General features: G+C 70.8%; 12 protein-coding genes and 1 pseudogene. 8 read left to right on the top strand and 5 right to left on the bottom strand.

The window, feature by feature from the left end; translation table 11 throughout:
* Window positions 1-621 precede the first annotated feature (621 nt).
* Window positions 622-1647, bottom strand: coding sequence for a serine hydrolase domain-containing protein (locus I2W78_RS38980; RefSeq protein WP_307784059.1), 1026 nt, complete (start codon window positions 1645-1647; stop codon window positions 622-624).
* Window positions 1648-2107: 460 nt separating this feature from the next.
* Between I2W78_RS38980 and I2W78_RS38975 the strand changes: the two genes are divergently transcribed.
* From I2W78_RS38975 to I2W78_RS38960, 4 genes are all read left to right on the top strand, one after another.
* A complete protein-coding gene (locus I2W78_RS38975; protein WP_196465484.1) occupies window positions 2108-3259 on the top strand; it encodes a glutathione-independent formaldehyde dehydrogenase in 1152 nt (383 codons plus the stop codon).
* A gap of 243 nt (window positions 3260-3502) precedes the next feature.
* The gene (locus tag I2W78_RS38970; RefSeq protein WP_196465483.1) at window positions 3503-4969 is read left to right on the top strand and encodes an aldehyde dehydrogenase family protein; all 1467 of its coding nucleotides are present in this window, start codon (window positions 3503-3505) and stop codon (window positions 4967-4969) included.
* Window positions 4970-5026: 57 nt separating this feature from the next.
* Window positions 5027-6598 (top strand): GMC family oxidoreductase, encoded by a 1572-nt coding sequence (locus I2W78_RS38965; RefSeq protein WP_196465482.1) that lies wholly within the window; start codon window positions 5027-5029, stop codon window positions 6596-6598.
* Window positions 6595-8058: an APC family permease gene (locus tag I2W78_RS38960; protein ID WP_307784050.1), complete on the top strand. Its 1464-nt coding sequence runs from the start codon at window positions 6595-6597 to the stop codon at window positions 8056-8058. Before I2W78_RS38965 ends, I2W78_RS38960 begins: the two co-directional genes overlap by 4 nt.
* A gap of 3 nt (window positions 8059-8061) precedes the next feature.
* On the opposite strand, the gene I2W78_RS38955 is transcribed toward I2W78_RS38960, so the two are convergent.
* The 3 genes from I2W78_RS38955 to I2W78_RS38945 all read right to left on the bottom strand — a co-directional run bounded on the left by I2W78_RS38955 (window position 8062) and on the right by I2W78_RS38945 (window position 12063).
* On the bottom strand, window positions 8062-8724 hold the full coding sequence (locus I2W78_RS38955; RefSeq protein ID WP_196465481.1) for a maltokinase N-terminal cap-like domain-containing protein: 663 nt from the start codon (window positions 8722-8724) through the stop codon (window positions 8062-8064).
* A 395-nt stretch (window positions 8725-9119) separates the two neighbouring features.
* Window positions 9120-10346, bottom strand: coding sequence for a glycoside hydrolase family 88 protein (locus I2W78_RS38950; RefSeq protein WP_196465480.1), 1227 nt, complete (start codon window positions 10344-10346; stop codon window positions 9120-9122).
* A 25-nt stretch (window positions 10347-10371) separates the two neighbouring features.
* A complete protein-coding gene (locus tag I2W78_RS38945; protein ID WP_196465479.1) occupies window positions 10372-12063 on the bottom strand; it encodes a glycosyl hydrolase family 28-related protein in 1692 nt (563 codons plus the stop codon).
* A 248-nt stretch (window positions 12064-12311) separates the two neighbouring features.
* Here I2W78_RS38945 and I2W78_RS38940 point away from each other — a divergent pair.
* Window positions 12312-13576, top strand: a pseudogene (locus tag I2W78_RS38940) (alginate lyase family protein).
* A 13-nt stretch (window positions 13577-13589) separates the two neighbouring features.
* On the opposite strand, the gene I2W78_RS38935 reads toward I2W78_RS38940, so the two are convergent.
* Entirely contained in the window at window positions 13590-15047 is a 1458-nt protein-coding gene (locus I2W78_RS38935; RefSeq protein ID WP_196465478.1) for a hypothetical protein, read from the bottom strand.
* A gap of 246 nt (window positions 15048-15293) precedes the next feature.
* Between I2W78_RS38935 and I2W78_RS38930 the strand changes: the two genes are divergently transcribed.
* From I2W78_RS38930 to I2W78_RS38920, 3 genes are all read left to right on the top strand, one after another.
* The gene (locus I2W78_RS38930; protein WP_196465477.1) at window positions 15294-16922 is read left to right on the top strand and encodes a multicopper oxidase family protein; all 1629 of its coding nucleotides are present in this window, start codon (window positions 15294-15296) and stop codon (window positions 16920-16922) included.
* A 189-nt stretch (window positions 16923-17111) separates the two neighbouring features.
* Window positions 17112-17405 carry a hypothetical protein gene (locus I2W78_RS38925; protein ID WP_196465476.1) on the top strand — a complete coding sequence of 98 codons (294 nt, stop codon included), beginning with the start codon at window positions 17112-17114 and terminating at the stop codon, window positions 17403-17405.
* The gene (locus I2W78_RS38920) at window positions 17402-19606 is read left to right on the top strand and encodes an FUSC family protein (RefSeq protein ID WP_196465475.1); all 2205 of its coding nucleotides are present in this window, start codon (window positions 17402-17404) and stop codon (window positions 19604-19606) included. The genes I2W78_RS38925 and I2W78_RS38920 overlap by 4 nt, the downstream gene beginning before the upstream one ends.
* The last annotated feature ends 4 nt before the right edge of the window (window positions 19607-19610 follow it).

Below are 19610 nucleotides of genomic sequence, written 5' to 3'. Positions count from 1 at the left end.
GCGACGGCCCTCGGCGAGACTCACGGCATCGCCGCCGGCCGGGTGGTGGACGAAAGGCAGGCGTGTTCGTCGGTCAGGGCGTGGCGGTGCGGTTCGACGAGATCGATTCCGGCGCGTCGCGTGGCGGCGCGGGCGGGGTGCCGGGGCAGTCGAACGCCGCGCGCGGGCCGCGGACGCCGACGACCGGGTCCTGCCTTTGTGGGGTGCGCACGGCGAGCGCGGGATGGATCCGGAAGCCACGGGCACCCGAGCGTGGGGTCTCGGCGCGGCATGGCTGTGCACCCGGTGAGCGCGGAACGGATGTTCTGCTGTCGGTGGTCAGCCATGTCGTGTGCCTCCTGACGCGATGGAAGCACGACAGGGCGCACGGACAGGTGATCGGCGCTGTCACATACAGCCAGGTGGGCTAAGAGGCGCCGATAAACCTACTGGCGGTGTGGCGGCCCCCGTGATCGTGATCAGAACCGCGCTGCAAGGCCCCTGCCGGGTGACGGACCGCCGTGCGAGCAGTTCGAAGGAGTGATCGACGGTTCCGCACCGGCAGCACCGAGACCGACGCATCAGACAGCGGCGCCGGACCCGCTCGAAGGCAGCTCGGCACCGCCGCGCCACGCGGCTGTCTCAGGTGTCGACGAGGGCGTCGTGGATGGCCCACCCCATGTCGCCGGCGCACCAGCTGATGTTGCCGAGGACGGCGACGTCCAGGTCCTGCTGCGGGTAGTGGTAGAGGCGGGCACTGACCCCGTCCTCCTCGCCCGTGTGGCCCCAGCGGACGACGGTTCCTTCGTCGTCGAGGATGTGGGTGAGGCCGAAGCCGTACATCCACCGGTAGCCGCGGACCTTCTCCTCACGCTCGTCGACCTGCGGGGTCAACGCCAGGCGGGTGGTCTCCTCGTTCAGCAGCCGCCCGTGGCGCAGTGCGTGGGCGAAGGCCGTCAGATCGGCGGCGGTACAGGTAGCCCCGCCGTCGGCGGCGGCTCCGGGGGTGGTCGCGTAGTGATTGGTCCGGTACGGCGTGAGGCCGTCGGCGGTGGTGAGGTAGCCCTCCGCGATGTCCGGCCCCAGGTCGTCCAGGGCCGGGAATCCGGCCGCGCTCATCCCGGCTCGGGCGAAGACGTCGTCGGCGACGACCTGCTCGAAGGGGCGGCCGGTCACCGATTCGACGAGCAGGCCGAGCAGGATGTAACCGGCGCCGTTGTAGAGATGGCGCTCTCCCGGCGGGAAGTGGGGCTGCTTCTCGGCGAACAGCGGCAGGTAGTCCTTGTTGCTCCGCAGCAGGTAGAGCGGGTGGGAGGAGGTCAGGGCGGTCCATTCGGCCTCCCAGTCGTCGCTGCCCTCCTCGAACCAGTCGCCGATCCCCGCCGTCATCGTCAGGGCGTGGTGGACCGTGACACGCGGATCGAGCTGGGGCATGTGATCTTTCACGAAGCCCACCAGCGCGTCGTCCAGGCGGACCTGCTTCCGCTCGACGAGCTGCAGGACGGCTACCGCCGTGAACGTCTTGGACACCGACGCCACCCGGAAGCGCGTGTCGCACGTGTTCGGTATGGACCACCGCCGTGACGCCATCCCAAACGCGCGGGTGAATACCGGCTCCCCGTGTCGCGTGACGCGGACAGTGCCGGAGAAGCCCTTTCCTTCCGCCACTCCGGATACGGCCTCCTCCAGACAAGCCGGATCGAAGCCGTCAGCCCTCGCCACGATCGTCACCGCAGACCCCTCGCAGAATAAAGTTCGCAAGCCGTCTGTGATGATCGTCAACGGCCCGCCTGAGAGCAATTCCTTTACCCAGACCGTCTCGCCGCAGCGAGCGCGTGGGCCCCCGTTCGCCACCGCCGTGCGGGCGCGGCACCCCCGGCATCCACCTACCGATACCGATCACAAACATCACCGGCCACACCTGCCCGCCCAGCACCGCAGCGACCTGCCTCCGGCAACGTCAGGATGGGCGGGTTGCACCCCCTCATCCGGGGGCGTTACCTGGAAGTACCGGCGGTGAGGCGAGCCCATGGGCCACGGCGTATTCCAGGGCCGCGCCCTCGTGTGCGTCCCCGGCAGCGGTCCGTCCTCGTTGCCGCCTTCCAGCGCTCGACGGGAGGTCACGGACGTGAAAGCCGTTGTCTACGAGAAGCCCTTCAGCGTCACGGTGAGGGACGTCGACGATCCGCAGATCCAGCACCCCAACGACGTGCTCGTACGGGTCACGTCGTCCGCGATATGCGGCTCCGACCTGCACATGTATGAGGGCCGCACGGCGGCCGAGCCGGGCATCGTCTTCGGGCACGAGAACCTCGGTGTCATCGAGGAGGTCGGCAGCGGCGTGACCTCCTTGTCCGAGGGTGACCGCGTCGTGATGCCCTTCAACGTCGCGTGCGGATTCTGCAAGAACTGCCTCGCCGGCGAGACGGGATTCTGCCTGACGGTCAATCCCGGATTCGCGGGCGGTGCCTACGGATATGTGGCCATGGGCCCGTACAAGGGCGGTCAGGCCGAGCGGCTGCGGGTTCCGTACGCGGACTTCAACTGCCTGAAGCTGCCGCAAGGAGAGGAGTTCGAAACCGACTTCATCCTGCTCGCCGACATCTTCCCGACCGGGTACCACGGCTGCGAGCTCGCACAGGTCATCCCCGGCGAGTCCGTGGCCGTCTACGGCGCCGGACCAGTGGGACTGATGGCCGCCTACTCGGCGCTGCTGCGCGGTGCCGCGAAGGTGTTCTCCGTCGACCGGGTACCGGAGCGACTCGCCAAGGCGGAGGAGATCGGGGCCATCCCGATCGACTTCACCAAGGGCGACCCGGCCGAGCAGATCAAGCAACAGACGAACGGCGAGGGAACCGACAAGGGCGTCGACGCCGTCGGGTACCAGGCCCAGGCGCACGACGCCAGCCACGAGGAGCCGGCCATCGTCCTCAACGAGCTCGTCGAGACGGTGCGGGCAACCGGCAGGCTCGGTGTACCGGGCCTGTATGTGCCGTCCGACCCGGGCGGCCCCGACGAGCACGCCAAGCACGGCCAACTTCTGGTCTCGATCGGCAGGATGTTCGAGAAGGGTCAGAAGATGGGCACCGGCCAGTGCAACGTCAAGCGGTACAACCGCCAGCTGCGCGATCTGATCATCGCCGAGCGCGCCAAGCCCAGCTTTGTGGTCTCCCACGAGCTGCCGCTGGACCAGGCGCCGCAGGCGTACGAGAAGTTCGACAAGCGCATCGAGGGCTACACCAAGGTGGTTCTGCACCCCGGCCACGCTCTCGCCGCGTGAGACAAGGGTCCGGGCACATGGGTGCCCGGACCCGCCGCCGCTTCCCGCACCCGGTATCCGGCACAACAACGCTGTCCTGAGCAGTCACCCGACAGCCCGGACCAACCTCCCTAGACCACCCGGGTCCTCTGGGCCACTTGGACGCGAGCGCGGCGGTGTGCCCCGTGGCCGCCGTCCGCCCGATGGGCCATGTTGCTGACCGTCGAGCCGATCGGCACCGGCCGGATGCGAAGGAGGCCCGAAGTGGGTGAGCTGTACATCGACGGTGAGTGGACGCAGGCGGCGGCCGGTGGCCGGCGGGATGTGATCAACCCGTTCGACGCCTCCGTCATCACCACCGTCGACGAGGCCGACGCCGCCGACGTGGACCGTGCCGTGCGCGCCGCCCGGCGTGCGTTCGTCGAGGAGGACTGGGCGTTCACTCCCACGCGCCGCCGGGCCGACCTGCTGCTGCGCGTCCACGATCTGCTGCTGCGCGACAAGGAGGAGATCGCCCGCACCGAGACGCTCGACACCGGGAAGACGCTGACCGAGGCCCGTATCGACGTGGAGGACGTGGCGAACGCCTTCCGCTACTTCGCCGAACTCGCCGGCAAGGACGGCGGCCGGGTCGTGGACGTCGGCCCGGATGTCCTCAGCCGCGTCGTCTACCAGCCGGTCGGGGTGTGCGCGCTCATCGCCCCCTGGAACTATCCGCTGTTGCAGGCCTCGTGGAAGGTGGCGCCGGCGCTGGCCGCCGGCAACACCTTCGTGCTCAAGCCCAGCGAGACCACACCCCTGACCACGATCGCCATGATCCGGCTCATCGAGGAGGCCGGCGCACCGCGCGGCGTCGCCAACCTGGTGCTGGGGTCCGGGGCGAGCGTCGGGGCGGCCCTGACCAGCCACCCCGAGGTCGACCTGGTGTCGTTCACCGGTGGGCTGACGACGGGGCGGGCCATCATGTCGAGCGCCTCCGAGGGGCCGAAGAACATCGCCCTGGAACTGGGCGGCAAGAACCCCAACATCGTCTTCGAGGACGCCGACTTCGCCGCCGCCGTGGACTACGCGCTGGACGCCGCCTTCCTGCACTCGGGGCAGGTCTGCTCGGCCGGTTCGCGGCTGCTGGTCCAGGACTCGCTGCACGACCGGTTCGTCGACGCGCTCGCCCGTCGCGCGCGGGCGATCCGGCTCGGCAACGGGATGGAGGAGGGCACCGAGAGCGGCCCGCTCAGTTCCGCCGAGCACCGCGAGAAGGTCGAGCGCTACATCGCCGTCGCCCAGGAGGAGGGCGCCCGGCTCGTCACCGGGGGCACCCGGCCCGACGAACCGGCCCTGAGCCGCGGCTTCTTCCTGCTGCCGACGATCTTCGCCGACTGCGACCGGACCATGCGGATCGTCCAGGAGGAGGTCTTCGGTCCGGTGGTCACCGTCGAGCGCTTCCACACCGAGGACGAGGCGGTGGAGCTGGCCAACGACACCCGTTACGGCCTGGCCGGCGGCGTGTGGACCTCCGACGCGAGCCGCGCCCAGCGCGTCGCTCACCGGCTGCGGCACGGCACCGTGTGGATCAACGACTTCCACCCCTATGTGCCGCAGGCCGAGTGGGGCGGCTTCGGCCGCTCCGGCGTCGGCCGGGAGCTCGGCCCCACCGGGCTGCGCGAGTACCAGGAGGCCAAGCACATCTACCAGAACCTCTCCCCCGCCCCCTCCGGCTGGTTCAAGGGCTGATCAGCGGCAGCACACCACCCGCCCGTGGCGCACACGGCCACCGAAGAAAGGCACCGCATGGCCTCCACCACCGCGCACGGCGCCGAGTCCGCCCACGACTACGTCATCGTCGGCGGCGGCACGGCCGGCTGCGTGCTCGCCGCCCGCCTCAGCGAGGACCCCGACTGCCGTGTCTGCGTCATCGAGGGCGGCCCCAGCGATGTCGGCGACGAGCGCATCCTGCGCCTGCGCAACTGGATCAACCTGCTCGGTTCGGAGTTCGACTACGGCTACACCACCGCCGAGCAGCCGCACGGCAACTCCCACATCCTGCACTCGCGGGCCCGCGTGCTCGGCGGCTGCTCCTCGCACAACACGCTGATCAGCTTCCTGCCGCTGCCGCAGGACCTGGACGACTGGGTCGGCCGGGGCTGCGACGGCTGGGACCCGGCGACGATCCTCCCCTACCGCGACCGGCTGCGCACCGAGATCGTCCCGGTGGCCGAGGCCGACCGCAATCCCATCGCCAAGGACTTCGTCACCGCGGCCGCCCGGGCATGCGGCGTCCCCGTCATCGACGACTTCAACGCCGAACCCTTCGCCGACGGCACCGGCTTCTTCTCGCTGGCGTACCAGCCGGAGGGCAACCTGCGCTCCTCCGCGTCCGTCGCCTATCTCCACCCCGTCCTGGACCGGCCCAACCTCACCCTGCTGCTGGAGACCTGGGCCCACCAGCTGCTCCCCGACGAGTCGGGTCGGCTGACCCGCGTCGCCGTCCGCGGCGCCGACGGCGAGCCAGCCACCGTGCGCGCCGAGCGTGAACTCCTGCTGTGCGCCGGCGCCATCGACACCCCGCGCCTGCTGCTGCTCTCCGGCATCGGACCGGCCGACGACCTGCGCGAGCTGGGCATCGACGTGCGGGCCGACCTGCCCGGCGTAGGAGAGAACCTGCTGGACCACCCCGAGTCCGTGATGGTCTGGGAGATCGCCGAACCGCTGCCGCCCAACTCCGCGATGGACTCCGACGCCGGCCTGTTCCTGCGCCTCGACACCGGCCAGCCGCGCCCGGACCTGATGTTCCACTTCTACCAGGTGCCGTTCACCGTCAACACCGAGCGTCTGGGCTACCCGGCGCCGACGTACGGCGTGTGCATGACGCCGAACGTGCCGCGCGCCCGCTCCACCGGCCGCATGTGGCTGCGCAGCGCCGACCCCGACGAACATCCCGCCCTGGACTTCAGGTACTTCACCGACCCCGACGGGCACGACGAACGCACCATCGTGGAGGGTCTGAAGGTCGCCCGCGAGGTCGCCGCCACCGACCCGCTGCGCGGCTGGCTCGTCCGCGAGGTCGCGCCCGGCCCGGACGTCGTCTCCGACGCCGACCTGTCGGAGTACGGGCGCCGGGCGGCGCACACCGTCTACCACCCGGCGGGCACCTGCCGCATGGGCGCCCCGGACGACCCGATGGCCGTGTGCGACCACCGGTTGAGGCTGCGCGGCGTCGAGGGCGTGCGGATCGTCGACGCGTCGGTGTTCCCGACGATGCCCACCATCAACCCCATGGTGACCGTCCTGCTCGCCGCCGAACGCGCCGCCGACCTGATCACCGGCCGCCCCGGACCCGAGGGCCCGGAGGCCGGGCGGTGACCGGTCCGCAACCTCCCGCACCGGCAGCCGGCGCCCCCGGAGGGGAGCCCGGCTCGGAGTTCCGCAAGGAGATGGGGCCCTGGGCCAACTTCGCCCTCGGCTTCACCTACCTCTCGCCGGTGGTGAGCACCTACACCCTCTTCGCCACCGCGCTCGCCACCGGCGGACCGCCGATGATCTGGGCGTTCGTGCTCGCCGGCTGCGGCCAGTTCCTCGTCGCGCTGGTGTTCGGCGAAGTCGTCGCCCAGTACCCCATCGCCGGCGGTGTCTACCCCTGGGCCCGGCGGCTGTGGGGCAAGCGCTGGGCGTGGATGACCGGCTGGGTGTACATGTGGGCGCTGCTGGTGACCATCACCTCCGTCGCCTACGGCGCCGGCCCCTACATCGCCATCCTCTTCGGCTTCGCCCCCACCGTGCACACCACCGTGCTGTGCACCGCGGCGCTCATCGTCGTCGCCATCATCATCAACTACGCGGGCACCAAGGCACTTTCGGCGGCAGCGGTCATCGGCTTCGCCGGCGAACTCATCGGCGCCCTCGTCGTCGGCATCTACCTGCTGGCCACGCACCGCCACCACGGCCTCGGCGTTGTCTTCGACACCTACGGCACCGAAGGAGACGGCTCCTACCTGCCGGTGTTCCTCGCGGCGGCCATCATCGGCTTCTACCAGTACTACGGCTTCGAGGCGTGCGGCGACACCGCCGAGGAGGTCCCCCATCCCGGCCGCGTCATCCCCCGCGCGATGCGCCGCACCATCTACATCGGCGGCGCGGCGGCCACGTTCACCTGCCTGTCGCTGCTGCTGTCGGTCACGGACTACGAAGCGATCATCTCCGGTGAGGACACCGACCCGGTGGTGAACCTGCTGTACCAGGCGATGGGCGAGGTCGGCGCGCGGCTGGTGATGGCCGTGGTGCTGATCTCCTTCCTGTCCTGCACCATCAGCCTCCAGGCCGCCGCCGGGCGGCTCATCTACTCCTACGCCCGCGACGAGATGATCGCCGGTCACCGGCTGCTGCGGCAGTTCTCCCACGCACGCGCGGTACCCGGCTACGCGCTGCTGGTGGCCGCCGTGGTGCCGCTGCTCATCGCAGTCGGCTCGCTGGTCTCCGAGGACGCCCTCACCAACATCGTCTCGTTCGCCATCCTCGGTATCTACGGCTCGTTCCAGATGGTGGTCCTGGCCGCACTGCGTGCCCGGCTCAAGGGGTGGCAGCCGCAGGGAGAGTTCACCCTGGGCCGCTGGGGGCTCGTGGTGAACGCCGCGGCGCTGGCCTACGGCATCTTCGCCATCGTCAACATCTCGTGGGCCCGCAACCCGCAGGACCCGTGGTACGAGAACTGGATCGTGCTGCTGTGCGGCGCGGTGGTGGTGGTCACCGGTCTGCTCTACATGTTCACCACCCACCACTACGGCCGAGGCGGCGCACCCGCCGGCGACGCTGTGCCGGGGAACTAGGGCTCAGGACCGAGGCCCGTTGTGCAGGACGGCGAGCAACCCCCGGGCACGCGTGCCGTCCGGCATCTGCCAGGCCCCGGCGACATGGCCGGTCGCGCCCTGCGGAACGACGAAGTCGCTGTCCGGGGCGGGCCGCAGGACCCGGTGCAGGCGCAGGGTCGTGTCGTGTGCGACAGGCAGTTCGGTGCCCTCTCGGTCGTCGGTGGCGGTGGCGACGAGGTCCGCGCGGATGGGGTCGTCACCGGTGTAGGAGCGGGCGACTTCCCGGTCGGGGGTGTCGCTGGCGTTCTGGTCCTGGGCCTGGGCGTCGCCCTCGATCAGGGCGAGCAACTGGGCGACCAGCACCGGGTCGTGGCAGCCGTCGTAGGCCCAGCGCCGTCCCAGCACTCCGTGCTCCATGGTGCCGACGAGACCGTGGTCCGCCCCGTCGAGCGGGGCTCCGCGATAGGTCAGCGGCACCAGGTAGGTGGCCGGGCGGGCGCCGGAGGTGTCGGTGACCACCATGAACTCGATCCCGACCTCGCCCTGCGGATCGTCCAACCGGAAGCCGCCGGCCTTGGCCAACTGCGGTTCGCCCGCGCCGTGGTACCACGGCCGGGAGGGGAGCCAGGAGGCGAGCAGTTCAAGCTTGGTCGGCTTGAGGACGGTGCGGTGGATAACGGCCATGCCGAGAATTCTCTTCCTGTGAGCAGCGGGGAACCTTCACACCTTCCCATCTTCGGTTGAAAGTCGGGGGCGAGAGGTCCTGTCCGCGGTCATGATTGTGATCATGACGGGCGGTTGCTCGGCTGGGCGGAGTGGGGCCCGGTGGACGGGGTGCCGGTTCTGATGTGTCCGGGTGCGGCCATGAGCCGGTGGCTCGGTTTCCCGGCTGTGGTGGGCAACTCGCAAGGCGCGCCCTTCGCCATCGCCTGCGCCGCGGAGGGGGTCACCTCGGCACCGGCTGTCGTCTCCGGCGCGGACGAGGTCGCCGCGCCGGAGTTCGCTTCGAGGCCGTCCTCGGCAGACTTACGTCCCTTGTGTCTGTTGTCCTTCAGAGGCAGTGGACGTCGGCGTACGTGTCAGGTCGTCGACAGGTCGATCGCGCGGTCGACGTCCTGGGGTCGCAGTACGCGCAGGATGCCCTCCAGCAGGTAGTAGTCGGCGTACGGCAGCGAGATCTCGACCCCGTCTTCGGCCGGTCGGTTGCGAGTGCAGCGGGCCACCACGGCCTCGGCGCGGGGCGACTTCCTGGTCAGGCAGGTCCGCGACAGTGCGGAGAGCAGTCGTAGCGCCACGTCCCGGTAGTGGGGCCGGCCCGTCGCGGCGGCCAGGTCGAGCAGACCGCATGCCATGATCGCGCCGGCGGACGCGTCCTTGATGTCGTGGGGCTGCTGGGGCGCGCGGTAGTCCCAGACCGGTACGTGGTCCGCGCTCAACGCTCCGATCGCGAAGTCGGCGAGCCTGCGTGCGGTGGTCAGGAACTCGGCGTTGCCCGTGCGCCGGTACATGGTGGTGAACCCGTACAGGCCCCATGCCTGTCCACGAGCCCAGCACGATGTGGCGCTGTAGCCCTGAACGGTGTTCGGACCGATCGGCGCGCCGGTGGCCGCGTCGAAGTCGAAGACGTGCGGAGTCGAGCCGTCCGGGCGCAGGAAGACCCGCTGGGTCGTCGTCGCGTGCTGTACGGCGATGTCGAGGTACTTCGCGTCGCCCGTCTGCCGACTGGCGAAGTCGAGCAGATCGAGGTTCATCATGGTGTCGATGATGACCCGGCCGGCGTTGTTCGGATCGTCCAGCGCACCCCACGCCCGGATGAAGCGGCCCCGTGGGTTGTACCGCCGGATCAGGGTGTCGGCGGCCCGGATGGCGCCCGCCCGCCAGCTCTCGTCACCCGTCAGACGCCATGCGGTGACCCAGGACGGATAGAAGAGGAAGCCGAGGTCGTGGGTGGTGGTGTCGTACTGGCGAGGAGCGAGCCGCCGTGCCGAGTCGAGCGCCAGGGTGCGCAGTGCGTCGTCTCCGCTGTGCAGGTGGGCCATCCACAGCGTTCCCGGCCAGAATCCGCCCACCCAGTCGCCGTTCTGGGAGTACACCCACTTCTCGAACTTCGTCCCGACCGGGAAGGACCGTATGCCCGGCGCGACCGCGGAGATCTTCTCCACCGCGTAGTCGGCCGCCGCGCGCAGTTCGCTCGGGGTCGACGCCTCGGATCGGGTTTCTTCAGCGGCGGCGGCCTGTACTGGGGCGCCGACCGCAGCCGCGGTACCGATCGCTGTGGCAAGGACAGTACGCCGGGTAGGACTCATGGCTGTCTTCTCCCTCAACTGGTGGTCAAACGGCGGGCAGGTCCCGTTGGGCGCTGTACAGGTTGCGTGGGCGCACCGCGTCCGTGGTGCCGTACAGCTCCAGGCGGGAGTGCAGCTCGCCCGTGAAGTCCGGTACGTCGATCTGGTCGAATTCGGCGACCTTGTTGATGCCGACCGTGGCGGAACAGGGCGCCAGGCGGTCGATCTTCATCAGCCCGGCACGGCCGTTGGTGACGCGGATGTTCCAGTGGGTGAAGCGTGCGCCGAACAGCGGGCCGGCGCTCGCGTCGCCGCCGTGGCGGCCGTTGTTGTTGACCGTGATGTCGGTGCGGACGTTGGCGAAGGGCATGCCGCGATGGCTGTCGAAGGTGCCCATCTCCATGCGGCCGCGCGACCAGACGTTGTAGGAGGACAGGCCTTCGACGTTGATGCCGTGCAGTTGTGTGTTGGACGGCGCGGGAGTGGTGCGCTGCTCGATGGTGAAGTCCTCGACGAGGTTGTCGTGCGATCCCTCCCGGCAGAAGTACGGGTGGTGGGTGCCGCGTCCCGCCACCCGGGTGCGGCGCAGGGTGCACGCCGAGGCGGCGACCAGGCCGAATCCGTTGTCGACGTGCCGCACCGTCACGTCGTCGACCCAGCAGTCGTAGGCACACTGCAGGACGACGCCGTTGTAGCCCTTGTCGAGCAGATGCGGGGACTGGGGTGTCTCCACCGCCTCCAGCGTCAGGCCCTCGACGCCCGCCCCTGTCAGCGGGGTGACGAGAGTGGTCAGCTGCGGTTGCCACTCGGGCCGCACGTCGAGCGGCAGGGGACGTTCGAGGGTGATGTCACGGCCGCGGACGCGGGTGACACGGACCGGCCACTCGTAGGGCACGTACGAGGTCAGTTTCGTCTTGTCGTCCCAGAAGTACGCCTCCGGGCCGGGGCCGCCTCCTGCCATGTGTTCCAGCAGTGTGTGGTCGGCGTCGTCGGAGAGCCGGAGCAGGACGAGGCCGCCGGGGCGGAGTTGTGAAGGGTCGGCCACGCGCACCGTCCAGGAGCCCTGCCGGGCGGGCTCGACGGGGGTGAGGGGACGCCACTCGTCCCGCCGGTTGCCGGTCCAGCCCTCGAAGGGCCACTCCCTCGCTCTGATCGCCGCCACCAACGAGGTCCAACGGGCCTGCGGAGCCAGCCAGATGAGACCGCCCGCCCAGGACCAGGACGACTTGTCGCCGCCGTACCGGGACCCGTAGGCACCGATCAGCTCGGTGAGGTGCCGTGTCGCGTACAGGGTGGTGCGGCCGCTGCCGGCGCCCCGCAGCACGACGTTCGAGTGGCCGATGTGGATCAGGTCGTCGATGCGGAAGGTGCCGGGCGGAATGGTGACCGTGCCACCGCCGGCCCGTGCGGCGGCGGCGATGGCACGGTTGATGGCGGGGGCGGAGTCGGCCGTGCCGTCCGCCACGGCTCCGTGGTCGCGGACGTCGGCCACGACCGGGCGGCGGGGCAGGCGCACGACTCCCCCGCGGCAGCCCGCGCGGCCGACGTAGGGGATCTGCCGGTGGGTGTAGGGATTGCGCAGGAATTCCCGCCAGAGGGCGGGGACTTGCCCCGGCTCTCCGGGCGCGGCCTCAGCCGTGCCGCCGGCCGCCGCGAGCGCCGCACCGGCGAGCAGCCCCCGCCTGGTGATGCCTCTGGCGGCATGTGCGTCGCTCCCCCGGCGCTGTTCTGCCGTCACGGGCCGACTCCCTTCGCATCCGGTGGTTCACCTATATGAACAACCAGGCGTGCCGAGTTGCGAGTTAGGAAAGTTTCCCAACGGGCGAGCTATAACGTGGACCTTCACCCCGGCCACGTCAACCCCACAGACGGAACCCCGACTCAGATCAGCCTCTTGGACGCGACCCGTTGCCCTGCATACCCTCTGGGCCTACGCTCACACAGCCTTGAACGTGAATCTCGTTCACTCACATGAATTGAGGCGCGATGGCTGGACCATCTGCGCGGGCCGTGGTGCTGGCCCTGATCACGACCCTCCTGGCCGCGTTGGTGCCCTCCACCTCCGCGAGCGCGGCACTGGTGACACCCAGGACCGCCGTCCTCGACGGCGCCCGGCTCCGGCAGGCGAAGGCCGACCTCCAGCGCGGCGACCCCGAACTGCGTCGATCCGTCGCGATCCTGACGCGGCGCGCCGACGGGTGGCTGGACCGGGGCCCGTGGACGGTCGTGGACAAGCCCGCCCCGCGCCGAGCGGCGACGTGCACGACTATCTGAGTCAGGCGCCCTACTGGTGGCCGACCACGACGCCCTCACCCGACAACCCGTGGGGCTGCCCGTACGTTCAGCGTGACGGGGAACGCAACCCCGAGGTCGACTCGGGCACCGACCGTCAGGACGTCGAGAAGGTCTTCGACTCGACGTACGACCTCGCGCTCGCCTGGTACTACACGGGCCACCGGCGGTACGCGCAGAAGGCCGCGCAGATCCTGCGCACCTGGTTCCTGGACCCGGCCACGCGGATGAACCCGAACCTGAGCCACGCCCAGTTCATCCCGTGCAAGTGCGACGGACGAGCGATCGGCATCATCGACTTCTCGCAGTCGTACACGAGTGTCGTCGACGCCCTGGCGATCCTGGACGCCGGCGCTCCCGGCTGGACGAAGGGCGACCGCGTCGGCATGAGGCGGTGGAACACCGCGTTCCTCACCTGGCTGACCACCAGCGCGTTCGGCAGGCAGGAGGCCGCGGCCACCAACAACCACGGCACCTTCTACGACATGCTGGTCGGCGCCCTCGCCTTCTCGACCGGTGACGAAGGGCTGGCCCGCAGGACCGTGCGGGAGGCGGCCGCCAAGCGGATCGACACCCAGATCGCGGCCGACAGCGGCCAGCCCCTGGAGCTGGCGCGCACCAGGAGCTGGCACTACTCGGCCTTCGCCCTCGTCGCCCACACCCGCCTGGCCGCAGTCGGCCACCATGTCGGCGTGGACCTGTGGGCGCACCGCGGCCCCGACGGCCAGAGTCTGGCCCAAGCCGTGCGGTATCTGCTGCCCGCCGCGACCGGCGCGGCCGACTGGCCGCATCCGGAGCTGGAGTTCCACCGGTACGCGGCCGGCGACGTGGTCCGCGCGGCCGCGGACGCGGGCGACGCGGCGGCGAGGAAAGCCGTCCCGCGGCTGGAGGCACCGCCGGGAGGGGACCTGTGGCCACTGCGGCCGGCCGCCGAACAGCTCGACTCGATCTCGGGATGAGACACCGCGCCCCCTAGGGGGCTATACCGACGCCCTCGATGCGGCTCCAGGCCTTCTCCTGCCTCGCGGTCATGGCAGGCCAGTTCAGACCCCCCGGGCGCGGTGTCACACGCGCGGCGTAGGGCGAGGGACGGAAGTCCGGGTCGTAGAAGCACCCGGTGCCGTAGGTGCGGTCGAACGTCGCGCAGGACGCCGCGATCGACCGCGGAGTCGGCTTCCTTCCGGTGCGTACCCACGTATCCAGGGCGGAGACGGAGTTGGCGTACTCGGAGGCGCTCAGCTCGCTGTGGTCGTGCTCCTCGGTGAACGTCTGTACGAGATGGCGGTCGCGGTGGGCGCCCCGCAGAGTGGCGCGGTATGCCGCCTCGTGCTCGACGAACGCCGTCGGGTCGTCGATCGCGTGGAGGGTGAGGACGGGGATGGCGACCTTGCCCGTGAGATCGCTGTCGTAGGACAGGTCCCGCACGGCGGCCGGGTCGGCCCAGAAGCGTTCGACTCCGGCGTTGAGGGCCTTGTCGTCGTGCGATCCGGAGTACCACACGCCCCGGTTGCTGAACGGGTTACGGCCGCCGAGGCGTTCGTGGACGATGTCGCGGAACGTGAAGGTGGCGAATCGCAGATGCGACTCGAGGGTGCGTTCCGGAATCCTCGTCACGGCGAGGATGTCGTCGAGGTTGCGCTGCTGCGGCGCGGTGCGGTCCTGCGGGGCGGAGGCGTAGCCGGTGCACTCCTGGAGGCGGGCGCGCAGGCCGCCCGCCGTCATGGTGGAGTCGGCACGCAGCCCCTGCCACAGCGGGTACCGAGGTTCGGTGGGCCGGGGGTGGTTGTGGCAGTAGTACTGGTAGACCACCCGCAGGTCGACGCGGTAGTCGTAGCCGCGGGAGCCGCCGGCGAGTACGCCGTTGGTGAGCAGCGCCCCGTCGTAGGGGCCGTTCTTCCTGCCGTAGACCTCCACGACCTTGGCCGCGACGTTCCCGCCCCAGGACTGGCCGTGCACGTACGTCCGCCGCGGCCCGCCGAATTCCGAGACGAACAGCCGACGCACGTTCTCCGTGTCGGCGGCGGCCATCCGCGTGCCGTAGCCCCCGCGGCGGTACGACGAACCGGCCCAGGCATAGCCCTGCTCCACCATCACCGACCACCGCCCCAGGTCGTCGAGGCTGCGCTCGGGGTCGGAGGCGTCGCCCAGGTCGGGGCCGCCGTGGGCGTGCACGACGAGCGAGCCGTTCCAGCGTTCGGGCACGGCGATCGCGTAGTGGGCGCCGTTTTCGTCCTGCCCGGTGTAGCACGTGGCCTTTCCGGCAAGGTCGCCGGGGCAGGTGGTTGTTGTGGGGCGCCGGGCGTCCGTGCCGGCGGGCGTCGCGCCGGTGAGCGTACCGACGAGCACGCTCGCGGCGCCGAGGGCCAGCGCCGTGCGAAGCCTCCTGGGGAGACGACTGCCTGACTGCCGTGTCGGGGTGCGTCTGATCAAGGTTCCGCTCCCTGCCTCCGCCGGCGCTTCCTCGCGCCGCGCGCTGCGATGCTAGGAACGGGCGGGACGCCGAGCCATGGCCTGACCTCTTCTGTTCATAGTGTTCGTACGCCGTTCGGGGGCGCGGCGTGGCCTGCCGGCGGCTGGACGGCGTGGCCGATGCTCCCCTCGGGCGATGCCCGCGATTCACAAGACGCGCCGCCTCGGTTCTCACAAATATGACCACAAAACGGGTCTTATTCATTCATGCAGAAACATACGCGGCGCACCTTGCTCGGTGCCTCCATCGTGGCCGTCGGCTCGGCAACCCTGACCGCCTGCTCCGGGTCCGACAAGCGCCCCGAGGCCGGAGCCACCGGCCACAGGGGCGGCAGGCACACCAGCGGCGGCTTCGTCCCGAGGGGACCCAGGGGATTCGTCAACCCGTCAGATCCCGAGGTCCTCGCCGCGGAGAAGAAACGCGGGTCCGGTCCCGTCCGCAAGTTCAAGCTCACCGCCACCGAGACGTCCCTGGACCTCGGCGGGCGGACCGTCAGGTCATGGGCGTACGGCGACACGCTGCCCGGCAAGGAGGTGCGGATCACCGCGGGCGACGTACTCGACCTCACGCTCGCCAACCATCTGAGCGAGTCGACGACGCTGCACTCGCACGGTATCCGGATGCGCTGCGACATGGACGGCGTGCCAGGTCTGACCCAGTACTCCATCAAACCCGGCGCGGAGTTCACCTACCGCTACGCCGTGGCGCACCCGGGCACCTACTGGCTGCATTCGCACTCGGGCATGCAGCTCGACCGCGGCCTGTACGCCCCGATGATCGTCGAGGACCCCAAGGAGCCGTTGTCCTACGACAAGGAGTGGGTCGTCGTCCTGGACGACTGGCTGGACGGCGTGTCCGGCTCCACTCCGGACGGCGTACTGGCGCAGTTGCGGGGTGGCAAGCCGCCGATGGACATGGGCGAGGGCGCCGCACACCACGGTCCGGACCGCGACAAGTCCGCCGGCGCGCACGAGTCGGCCTCCCGCAGGTCCGCCGGTCCCTCCCGCATCCTGCACGGGTCCCACAGCCGCATGCTGCACAGCGAGGGAGGCAACGTCGACTACCCGCACTACCTGGTCAACGGCCGTCTCCCACAGGCCCCTTCGGTCTTCAGGGCCCGTCCGGGGGACCGCATTCGACTGCGCATCATCAACGCCGGGGGCGACACGGCCTTCCGGGTGGCACTGGGCGGTCACGAGATGACGGTGACGCACACGGACGGCTACCCGGTCGAGCACACGACGACGGACGCGCTGCTGCTCGGCATGGCCGAGCGCTACGACGTGCTCATCACCGCCCAGGACGGGGTGTTCCCGCTGGTGGCGCTCGCCGAGGGCAAGGGCGCGCGGGCCCTGGCGGTCCTGCGCACCAGCAGCGGGTCGAACCCCCGGCCCACCGCCCACCCGGACGAACTCGACGGCCGGGTCGTACCCGCCAGGCGGCTCGTGCCGCACGAATCCGTGGCCCTCAACGACGACGACCCGGACCGCGAGATGCGCATCAAGCTGACCGGTGGGATGAAGAAGTTCAACTGGAGCTTCGACCACAAGCCCTATTCGATCGAAGATCGCATCCCGATCCGGGAAGGTGAACGGGTCCGCATCTCCCTCATCAACGCCACCAACATGTGGCACCCGGTGCATCTGCACGGGCACACGTTCTCCCTCACGGGCATCGACGCCGCCGGAGCCCGCAAGGACACCGCCCACGTACTGCCCCACCGCAAGATCGTCATCGACTTCTACGCCGACAACCCGGGCCTGTGGATGCTGCACTGCCACAACCAGTACCACTCCGAGTCCGGCATGATGACGATCCTCGGCTACCGGAAGTGACGATGCCCGCGCTTCGCAGGACATAGGTGCTCGGTGGACCTCGACCTCGGGTCCCGGCCCTGGGCCGGGGCCCGAGGTGCGGACGTGTTCCCGGGCTGCGGTCCGTTCAGGGGCGGCCGACAATGGCATCGGGTCGTGCATGTCCGCCCCGCCCACGACACCGCGGCGCCGCCCGAGAGGAACGTGCTCATGCGCGCTGAGGCTTCGCCGGCCGCGCGGAGGGGGGCCTTCATCGCGGTCGCTCTGTTCCGCATCCAGCTCGGCTTCTTCGGGCGCAGGGACGCCCTGCTCGCCGGCGCGGTCGCGGGTACGGCCGTGATCGCGCTCGGCCATGTCACGGCATGCCCGCTGGGCGGTGTCGCGCCGGGGGTGATCCTGGCGGCTTCCTTCGTCGTCATGGCAGTACGCCACCGGCCGCTCGTGGTCCTCGGCGGGGTGCCGCCGCTCCGCTCGGACGCGCGTCGTGGCGAGCGTGTGCCGTGAAGGGCGGAGCGCAGCGGACCGAGATCCTGCACCGGTCGGTGCGGGTGACGCTCGCCGCGTCCGCGGGCTTCTATCCCTTCCTGTACGGGCTCCAGGAGCCGGTGTCGGCGCTGTACGGGCTGTTCGCGCCGATCGCCCTGGGGCTGCTGTCCTCGATCCCCGGGTCGGGGCGGCAGCGGGCCGAGGTGATGCTGAAGGCGCTGCCGGTGGGCCTGGTGCTGGTGGCGCTGGGGACCGTGCTGGCGGTGGCGACCTGGGCGGCGGTGCTCGGGATGCTCGTCGTGGGCTTCGCCCTCGCCTTCGCGGCGATCGCGGGGCCACGGCCGGCCGGGGCGGCACCGGGACTCCAGCTCTTCTACATCCTGGCCTGCTTCCCGCCGTACGAACCCCAGACCCTGTGGCTGCGGCTGGCCGGGCTCACCTTCGGCGTGGTGGTGCTGGCGCTGTGCGAGCTGTTCGTGCTGCCGCAGCCGCCGGGCCAGGCGTACCGGACGACCCTCGCGGAGGCCCTCGCGACGGCGGGCGACACCATCGCCGGGCGTACCCGTCTCTCCCCCGAGGCCCTGCGGGCGGCCGGCGCGCGGCTGCGACTGTCCGGGACGCCGCCCGCCGAACGCCCCTCCGGCCCGGGCCGCGCGGTCCGCGGCCTCTCGCAGGCGGGGTCCGCCACCCGCCGGTTGCTCGAACAGCTGGCCCATCTGACCGAGACCGGGGAACTTCGCGAGCTCGTCCGGGACGACGTGGGCGGCGGCGAACGCGGCCGGGCTCGTCCCGACACGGCGTCCGGGGCGCTGCTGCCCCAGGTGGCGACCTTGTGCCACGAGACCGCCGCCGCCCTGCGGGAGGGCCGACCCGCCCCCGGCCCGCAGCGGATGAACGAGGCGATCGACGGCTTTCAGCGGACGCGCATGCGGCAGGTGACAGGGCCCGCCGCCGAGGTTCCGCCGATGCCGGTGCTGAGTCGGCAGGCGGCGCTGCTCGCCGTCGCCGAGTCGGTGCGGGTCCTGGAGATCTCCGTACGCGTCGGCCTCGACGGGCGGCGCACCCCGCCGATCGAGCCGCGGGAGCTGTTCTGGTACACGGCGGCCTCCACGCCCTGCCTGTGGGTGCGCCGGATCACCGGCAACATGACGCTCCGCTCGGTCCAGTTCCAGAACGCCCTGCGGATCGCGCTGGCGCTCGCCGCCGCACGACTCGTCGCCGGTTCGCTCGACCTGGCCCACGGCTTCTGGGTGCTTATGGCGGTGCTGACACTGAGCCGCACCACCGTGGGGGCGACCTGGTCGGCCATCCGCCAGGCCGTCGTCGGCAATCTCGTGGGTGCCGTCGTGGCGGGCGCCCTGCTCATCGGCCTCGGCCGGCACACCGAGGCGTACGCCGCGATCCTCGCGCCGGGCATGCTGATCGCCTTCGCGCTCGGGCCCCTGTTCGGCATCGCCTGGGCGCAGGGACTGTTCACCCTCGTGGTGGCCACCGCGTTCGCCCAGATCGCCCCGGCGTCCTGGCAACTGGCCGAGGAGCGGATCGTGGACGTGGTGACCGGCAGTGCCATCGGTCTGCTGTGCGCGATGCTGGCCTGGCCGGCCGGCGCCCGGCGGGAGGTGCGCCGGACCATGGCGGGCCTGTTGCGGGAGTGCGGCCCACTGATCAAGGGAACCGTCGAGGTGCTGACGGCCGTGCCCCCGGGCTCGGCCGCTGCCCCGCCGACGTTCCCCGCTCTGCACCGGTTGCGCCTCGCCGAGTCCGCCTACGCCCAGTTCCGCAGCGAACCGGCGGGCAGCGCGCCCCCTCACGCCGACTGGCACGCCGTGCTCATCGCGGCCAACCAGATCCTGCTCGGCGCCCAATGGCTGCCCCGGGTCGACCTGCCCACCAGCGCTCTGCCCCGGGATGCCGCCGACCGGGCACGCGACGGCGCCCGGACACTGGCGGAGACCACCGACCGGCTCGCCGCCCTGTGCACGGGCGAACGGCCGCGACTGGACCGGGCGCGGGAGGCGGGGTCGTGGGCGGGAGCCACGCAGCCGGGCGGAATGCCGGTGCCCGTGCTGGTCGACCTCGATCTGTGGCTGCACAGCCTCGCCCGCCAGCTCTCCCGTATCGAGGCCGGCCTGTCCGACGCGGCCGACCGCGCGTCACGCGGCACGACGCCGGCCGGATCCGCGGGCTCCGTGTCCGGCCCCGGCGAGCACGGAAGCTAGGGGG

The organism is Streptomyces spinoverrucosus, from assembly GCF_015712165.1.
GTDB lineage: Bacteria > Actinomycetota > Actinomycetes > Streptomycetales > Streptomycetaceae > Streptomyces > Streptomyces spinoverrucosus_A.
Note: the sequence above shows the minus strand (reverse complement) of the source record. Positions and strands in the feature narration are given on the sequence as shown.

What these genes read in the sequence shown, in the direction of transcription:
- I2W78_RS38965 (WP_196465482.1), top strand. Translation starts at nt 5,027, where the DNA reads ATGGCCTCCACCACCGCGCACGGCGCCGAGTCCGCCCACGACTACGTC.
- I2W78_RS38955 (WP_196465481.1), bottom strand. Translation starts at nt 8,724, where the DNA reads ATGGCCGTTATCCACCGCACCGTCCTCAAGCCGACCAAGCTTGAACTG.
- I2W78_RS38950 (WP_196465480.1), bottom strand. Translation starts at nt 10,346, where the DNA reads ATGAGTCCTACCCGGCGTACTGTCCTTGCCACAGCGATCGGTACCGCG.
- I2W78_RS38930 (WP_196465477.1), top strand. Translation starts at nt 15,294, where the DNA reads ATGCAGAAACATACGCGGCGCACCTTGCTCGGTGCCTCCATCGTGGCC.
- I2W78_RS38925 (WP_196465476.1), top strand. Translation starts at nt 17,112, where the DNA reads ATGCGCGCTGAGGCTTCGCCGGCCGCGCGGAGGGGGGCCTTCATCGCG.